The sequence below is a fragment of the Moorena sp. SIO4G3 genome, assembly GCF_010692305.1.
Classification (GTDB): Bacteria; Cyanobacteriota; Cyanobacteriia; order Cyanobacteriales; family Coleofasciculaceae; genus Moorena; species Moorena producens_A.
Genome location: NZ_JAAHIG010000499.1, coordinates 1 through 5,678 on the forward strand (window position 1 = coordinate 1; position 5,678 = coordinate 5,678).

Consider the following 5,678-nt stretch of genomic DNA (forward strand, 5'->3'; position numbering starts at 1 on the left):
TAGAGGGTAAAAGCCCTCACTCTTAGCCTACCAGGGTACGGTTAAAAGTTATACAAATTGTTCAAAGTAGGACTACAGATTCGGATGGGGAGATGGGGAGATGGGGAGATGGGGAGATGGGGAGATGGGGAGATGAAATTGACGTGTAGCGGTGTCAGTCTTGAGAATTGGTATTAACTCTAAAATCCGTGACTTACTTGATCAGGGTAAACCCATCTTATTTTGAAATGCCTACGATAAGTATTTTTGCTGATTAATTGTGAAATCTTTGGTCAGTCAGGCTTTTAGAATTTAGAGGGGCTAGATAAGTATTTTTGCTGATTAATTGTGAAATCTTTGGTCAGTCAGGCTTCTAGAATTTAGATGGGTTTATTATATATAGCATTTCGTGTAGGAATTGGAAAAAACGATTACCGTTTTTGACCTTGTCTTTATGCAGTCGCTCATGAGGGAAACCCCCTGTTCCCTTGCTGCATCGCTACCAAAAATTCCTATATAGTTGATTAACTCTTGCCTCTTGCCTCTTGCCTCTTGCCTTTCCCTAAGGGATTCTGTTCACAACTCAACTATAAATGCTATATATCGAGAGATAGATTTAGACGGCTTCCAACCAATCAAAGATTTGATCTAATTGATGTAATGTAATTAGTCCGTATTGCCAAAGAATCATGGGTAAAAAGGTTGGGCTTGGTTCGCCCTGGCGTAGGGCCAGGGCAATGGAAGCCCCAGGAATCTGTAACTCTTCCTGTAACCAACGAATCAATCTAGTTAGCACTGAAGACTGCATCGACCTCTGGTTTATGAATTGGGCAGAGAGTTGCTAGCAAAAGCATCCATGGCATAGGCGGGAGTGCGATCGCTATAGTCAGTGTCTTGACCAGTGACGGATTTGGCCAGTTTGTTGAAAGAGTCACTACGCCAGTTGCGCTCATGGATGGGCTTGGTTTGCTCACCACGGAAGTAAGCTTGAGTACCAATTAGAGCTGCAGCAGTCCAACCAACAATTAACAGTGAAATTACAATAGTCATCGATTTCTCCTTTGTGTTTTTTACAAGCTTTGGGTCAAACCGTTAAAGCATTGCTTGATCTGTCAAATGCTTCAAGATTAGGAATTGGGCAGAGAGTTGCTAGCAAAAGCATCCATGGCATAGGCCGGAGTGCGATCGCTATAGTCAGTGTCTTGACCAGTCACGGATTTGGCGAGTTTGTTGAAAGACTCACTACGCCAGTTGCGCTCATGGATGGGCTTGGTTTGCTCACCACGGAAGTAAGCTTGAGTACCAATTAGGGCCGCAGCAGTCCAACCAACAATTAACAGTGAAATTACAATAGTCATCATTTTCTCCTTTGTGTTTTTTACAAGCTTTGGGTTTAACAAGTAAGCAATGGTTTAGCTGATACCGAAGGCGGTCAAAATTAACAAGCTGACTAAGAAGCTAGCTATAGCACCTTGGGAAATATAATTACGTTGCTGTTCGGGTGTTGGGAAATCTGCGTAGTAAATCTCGGTTTCAGGGGCGTAGTTGTTGAGCACTCCAGTTTCATCAACGGTGGTGTACATAGTGGACTTGGTCATGGTGTTAGTGCTGAAAGTCATTTGGTTTTTTCTCCTTTCGTCTTTGTGTTCTACAAGCTTTGGGTTTAACAAGTAAGCAATGGTTTAGCTGATACCGAAGGCGGTCAAAATTAACAAGCTGACTAAGAAGCTAGCTATAGCACCTTGGGAAATATAATTACGTTGCTGTTCGGGTGTTGGGAAATCTGCGTAGTAAATCTCGGTTTCAGGGGCGTAGTTGTTGAGCACTCCAGTTTCATCAACGGTGGTGTACATAGTGGACTTGGTCATGGTGTTAGTGCTGAAAGTCATTTGGTTTTTTCTCCTTTCGTCTTTGTGTTCTACAAGCTTTGGGTTTAACAAGTAAGCAATGGTTTAGCTGATACCGAAGGCAGTCAAAATTAACAAGCTGACTAAGAAGCTAGCTATAGCACCTTGGGAAATATAATTACGCTGCTGTTCGGGTGTTGGGAAATCTGCGTAGTAAATCTCGGTTTCAGGGGCGTAGTTGTTGAGGACTCCGGTTTCATCAACAGTGGTGTACATAGTGGACTTGGTAATGGTGTCAGTGCTGAAAGTCATTTGGTTTTTTTCTCCTTTCGTCTTTCTGTAAATAAATATAACACTTTGTAAATTTTTTTTGCAATAGCTTGACAGGGACTGGCTGTAGGGTTGACCGTACAGGTTCAGGTGTAAAAACCCGACAAAAAGGTAAAAAGCCTAAGGTGTGAATAGTAAACAGCAGTAAATAGGCGTAATTAATCCTAATTACGCCTATAAAACCAAATAATGGCTGCTAATCCTTATTTATAACTGTTTAAATCTGAGTGTTTAAGTCTAAGGGTTTAAGTGTGATTGTTTAAGTTATTACTTTCGGCCTATATCTTTAGGCATAGATGGCATCCCCCGAGCCCGATCCTAGTCAGCCTTTAGATGAGGAGTTTATAGGCTGATCCGATGTGTAGCAAGATGTTTGGATAGGACTGACTGGGTAAGTTCTGTTGATATAAACACATGTTTTGGCAAAGGGGGGCAAGGATCATGCCCTACCCTTATTGATTACTCCTGCAATTGATCACTCCTGCAACAGAGTCTTAGACACAATTCTGGTTTTCTTACGATCAGCTTCTGAGAGGTCTTCCCCAGTTTGCAAAATCGTAGCATTGGTTTGCAGTACCGTTGCGGCTCCTTTATCCCCCATCTGGATAGCGGTTTTTGCCGCAGTTTGTAACATGGTGGCAGCCCCAGCGCGATCGCCCTGCTGTAATTTCGTTTCCGCAATTTGAGTCTGACGATATTTAGCTAAAGCTAGAATATGCTTCTGTACCTCAGGATTGGGAACTGGTTGATAAACCTGCTGGAAATTTGCCTGGACTGGCACGATTTCCGAGAGTAACTCTTGTCCACCACTGGATGGGTCATCATATCTGACTTGTATATGGGCAATGGTTTGACGACCCTCTGGCATTTTACCAACATACAAGTTAGCGAGAATCACCCGTTTTGAATCAGTCATCAAGTCTCCCAAACGTACCATAAAGCGATCGCCTTGTGATTGTGCTGGGAGTTCAATGGCATCTGGTTCTACTTGGGCGATGGGTTTGAGCTCTGCTAACCGCACTTTTGGCATTAAATCCAACAACAGATAAGCATTAGTTAAGCCCACAGACTGCATGCGGTTGAACAAACGTGCAAACTCACTCAGGGCTTGCTCTGGTTCTTCAATGTAAGACAAGCTACCAGTAGCAATATCCGAAATTTTTTCCAAAATATCTTGGTTCCAGTTGGAACCGAATCCCAGACTGTTGATAGTCAAGTTATTTTCAGCAGCCAGTTCAGCTAATTTTATGCAGCTTTCATTATTTCCATGTTCGTTTTCCCCATCAGTGAGCAGAAACACCTGAGATACCGTGTCTTGTTTAGCTTTAATTAATTCTTTAACCCCTAGCTTTAGACCTTCATCAATGGCGGTACCCCCATCAGCCGCAAGTCGGTTAATCTTTCGTTTGATTTGGTCTAGGTTGCCCATCGGTTGATTGCGAACCAGCACTTTGGCTCTGTGGTCAAAGGCCACAATCGAGAGGCGGTCATCCGGTTGCAAGCGCTCAATTAACCCCACTGCTGCTTGCTTGACAGTTTCCAGAGGCTGCCCATGCATGGATCCACTGTGGTCGAGTACCAGACACAAATTCAAGGGTACACTTCGACTGGAGGAAGCAGCGATCGCAGAAATCGCCATGGATAACTGACGCTGACTACTCGGTTGATTAGCATCAATATTAGTATCGTTAAGGGCTGGGTGCAAACCAACTTTCATTTTAGATAGCTCCTCAAGCAGCAAGGGTAATTGATTATGGGTGTAGGCAGTTTTCCCCTATGTTACAGTCTTAACCTTCAGGGTGCTAACCGGCACGAACAAAGTCACGAAGAAAGTATTGCAAGCTACACTGGTTAAAGATAGTGCCATTATTGCAGCCCCAAATATCATGAAACGACCCATTCAGGCTGTTCAATCCACCTACTATGGTAGACCTGCCCAGCGGACACCGCCACCAGACTTACCCTCGCTGTTGTTAAGTGAGCGGATTGTATATTTGGGTATGCCCTTGGTGAGTGCGGTAACAGAATTAATTATTGCCGAACTGTTGTATTTACAGTACGACGACCCAGACAAGCCCATTAAAATTTACATCAATTCCACCGGCACATCCCGTTACGATGGCCAACCCGTGGGTTTTGAAACCGAAGCCTTTGCCATCTGTGACACCATAAATTACATCAAGCCCCCTATCCACACTATTTGTATTGGTTCAGCCCTCGGGATGGCAGCAATGCTACTCTCCGCAGGAACTAAAGGCTGTCGGGCAAGTTTACCCAATGCCACTATTGTCCTACATCAGCCCAGGAGTTATGCCCAGGGTCAAGCGACGGATATCCAAATTCGTGCTCAAGAAGTTCTGACCAATAAGAAGACGATGCTGAATATCTTGTCTCGCAATACCGGTCAAGACCAAGAAAAAATTGCCAAAGATATGGATCGGTTCCTTTACATGACACCTCACCAAGCCCAAGAGTATGGTTTGATCGACAGGGTGTTAGAACCTCAAGAGGTTGATAGTCAAATTCCTGCTGGTATTACTTAAGTTGTAAGCTTATGCGCTACGCGCAGGCTACGCCAACAGCTATTAGCAATCAGCAATCAGCAATCAGCAATCAGCAATCAGCAATCAGCTTATGCGCTACCCACAGGCTAGAAGCCTGTGCCACGCACGCTACTTGAGGTGCTATCACCTTCCCACAATCTAGTACTAATTCGGAGCAAATTATGCCAATTGGTGTGCCCAAAGTTCCCTACCAGATGCCAGGAAGTCAGTATACTGAGTGGATTGACATCTACAACCGTCTCTACCGGGAACGGATTATTTTTCTAGGCAAAGAGGTTGATGACGAAATCACCAACCAAATCATTGCGGTGATGCTATATCTCGACTCTGAAGATAATAGCAAAGATATTATCCTCTACATAAACTCTCCTGGTGGTTCAGTCACCGCAGGCATGGCTATTTATGACACCATGCAGCATATCAAATCCGATGTAGTCACCGTTTGTGTTGGTCTAGCTGCCTCCATGGGGTCTTTCCTGCTAGCTGCAGGTAAAAAAGGAAAACGGATAGCCTTGCCTCACTCCAGGATTATGATTCACCAACCCTCTGGGGGAACTCGTGGACAAGCGACGGATATTGAGATTGAAGCTAGGGAAATTTTGCGGATCCGCCATCAACTCAATGAAATCTACGCCCAAAATACCGGTCAAGCCCTAGAGAAAATCGAAAAAGACATGGATCGGGACTTTTTCATGTCAGCCGATGAAGCCAAGGAGTATGGCTTGATTGACCAAGTCATTGACCAAAGAGCACCCTAGAGTGTTGGTCTGGTCAATTTGATCAGAACTTACGCCGCCAAGCCGGTTATTAACGGCTAAAGATAGAAGTATCTTTTTCCGGCAATCTCCGGCAATTTCCGGCAATCTTTGTTAGTATATAGAAAGGTTGCCAGGAACTGCCGGAGATTATGAGGTATGTCTCACCCAGAAAAGCCCGCGAAATCCTCGGAGTATCTGAA

Annotated in this window: 9 protein-coding genes; 2 read left to right on the top strand and 7 right to left on the bottom strand. The window is 44.3% G+C overall.

Annotated elements, in window-relative coordinates:
- Window positions 1-595: 595 nt before the first annotated feature.
- The 7 genes from F6J99_RS41105 to F6J99_RS41135 form a co-directional block, all read right to left on the bottom strand.
- The gene (locus F6J99_RS41105; protein WP_293122191.1) at window positions 596-787 is read right to left on the bottom strand and encodes a DUF2949 domain-containing protein; all 192 of its coding nucleotides are present in this window, start codon (window positions 785-787) and stop codon (window positions 596-598) included.
- An 11-nt stretch (window positions 788-798) separates the two neighbouring features.
- Window positions 799-1,029: a hypothetical protein gene (locus F6J99_RS41110; protein ID WP_070393414.1), complete on the bottom strand. Its 231-nt coding sequence runs from the start codon at window positions 1,027-1,029 to the stop codon at window positions 799-801.
- A 77-nt stretch (window positions 1,030-1,106) separates the two neighbouring features.
- Complete coding sequence (locus F6J99_RS41115; protein WP_193431346.1) at window positions 1,107-1,337, bottom strand: hypothetical protein; 231 nt, start codon at window positions 1,335-1,337, stop codon at window positions 1,107-1,109.
- Between the two features lie 54 nt (window positions 1,338-1,391).
- Window positions 1,392-1,577 (bottom strand): ssl1498 family light-harvesting-like protein, encoded by a 186-nt coding sequence (locus tag F6J99_RS41120; RefSeq protein ID WP_365975264.1) that lies wholly within the window; start codon window positions 1,575-1,577, stop codon window positions 1,392-1,394.
- Window positions 1,578-1,661: 84 nt separating this feature from the next.
- Window positions 1,662-1,847: a ssl1498 family light-harvesting-like protein gene (locus tag F6J99_RS41125; RefSeq protein WP_365975264.1), complete on the bottom strand. Its 186-nt coding sequence runs from the start codon at window positions 1,845-1,847 to the stop codon at window positions 1,662-1,664.
- 84 nt (window positions 1,848-1,931) lie between these two features.
- Complete coding sequence (locus tag F6J99_RS41130; RefSeq protein WP_365975266.1) at window positions 1,932-2,138, bottom strand: ssl1498 family light-harvesting-like protein; 207 nt, start codon at window positions 2,136-2,138, stop codon at window positions 1,932-1,934.
- A gap of 493 nt (window positions 2,139-2,631) precedes the next feature.
- Complete coding sequence (locus tag F6J99_RS41135) at window positions 2,632-3,873, bottom strand: VWA domain-containing protein (RefSeq protein WP_070393420.1); 1,242 nt, start codon at window positions 3,871-3,873, stop codon at window positions 2,632-2,634.
- 169 nt (window positions 3,874-4,042) lie between these two features.
- Here F6J99_RS41135 and F6J99_RS41140 point away from each other — a divergent pair, with 169 nt between their 5' ends.
- A complete protein-coding gene (locus F6J99_RS41140) occupies window positions 4,043-4,699 on the top strand; it encodes an ATP-dependent Clp protease proteolytic subunit (protein WP_293070919.1) in 657 nt (218 codons plus the stop codon).
- Between the two features lie 182 nt (window positions 4,700-4,881).
- Window positions 4,882-5,478 carry an ATP-dependent Clp protease proteolytic subunit gene (locus tag F6J99_RS41145; RefSeq protein ID WP_070393421.1) on the top strand — a complete coding sequence of 199 codons (597 nt, stop codon included), beginning with the start codon at window positions 4,882-4,884 and terminating at the stop codon, window positions 5,476-5,478.
- The last annotated feature ends 200 nt before the right edge of the window (window positions 5,479-5,678 follow it).

What these genes read in the sequence shown, in the direction of transcription:
- F6J99_RS41105 (WP_293122191.1), bottom strand. Translation starts at nt 787, where the DNA reads ATGCAGTCTTCAGTGCTAACTAGATTGATTCGTTGGTTACAGGAAGAG.
- F6J99_RS41110 (WP_070393414.1), bottom strand. Translation starts at nt 1,029, where the DNA reads ATGACTATTGTAATTTCACTGTTAATTGTTGGTTGGACTGCTGCAGCT.
- F6J99_RS41115 (WP_193431346.1), bottom strand. Translation starts at nt 1,337, where the DNA reads ATGACTATTGTAATTTCACTGTTAATTGTTGGTTGGACTGCTGCGGCC.
- F6J99_RS41120 (WP_365975264.1), bottom strand. Translation starts at nt 1,577, where the DNA reads ATGACCAAGTCCACTATGTACACCACCGTTGATGAAACTGGAGTGCTC.
- F6J99_RS41125 (WP_365975264.1), bottom strand. Translation starts at nt 1,847, where the DNA reads ATGACCAAGTCCACTATGTACACCACCGTTGATGAAACTGGAGTGCTC.
- F6J99_RS41130 (WP_365975266.1), bottom strand. Translation starts at nt 2,138, where the DNA reads ATGACTTTCAGCACTGACACCATTACCAAGTCCACTATGTACACCACT.
- F6J99_RS41135 (WP_070393420.1), bottom strand. Translation starts at nt 3,873, where the DNA reads ATGAAAGTTGGTTTGCACCCAGCCCTTAACGATACTAATATTGATGCT.
- F6J99_RS41140 (WP_293070919.1), top strand. Translation starts at nt 4,043, where the DNA reads ATGAAACGACCCATTCAGGCTGTTCAATCCACCTACTATGGTAGACCT.
- F6J99_RS41145 (WP_070393421.1), top strand. Translation starts at nt 4,882, where the DNA reads ATGCCAATTGGTGTGCCCAAAGTTCCCTACCAGATGCCAGGAAGTCAG.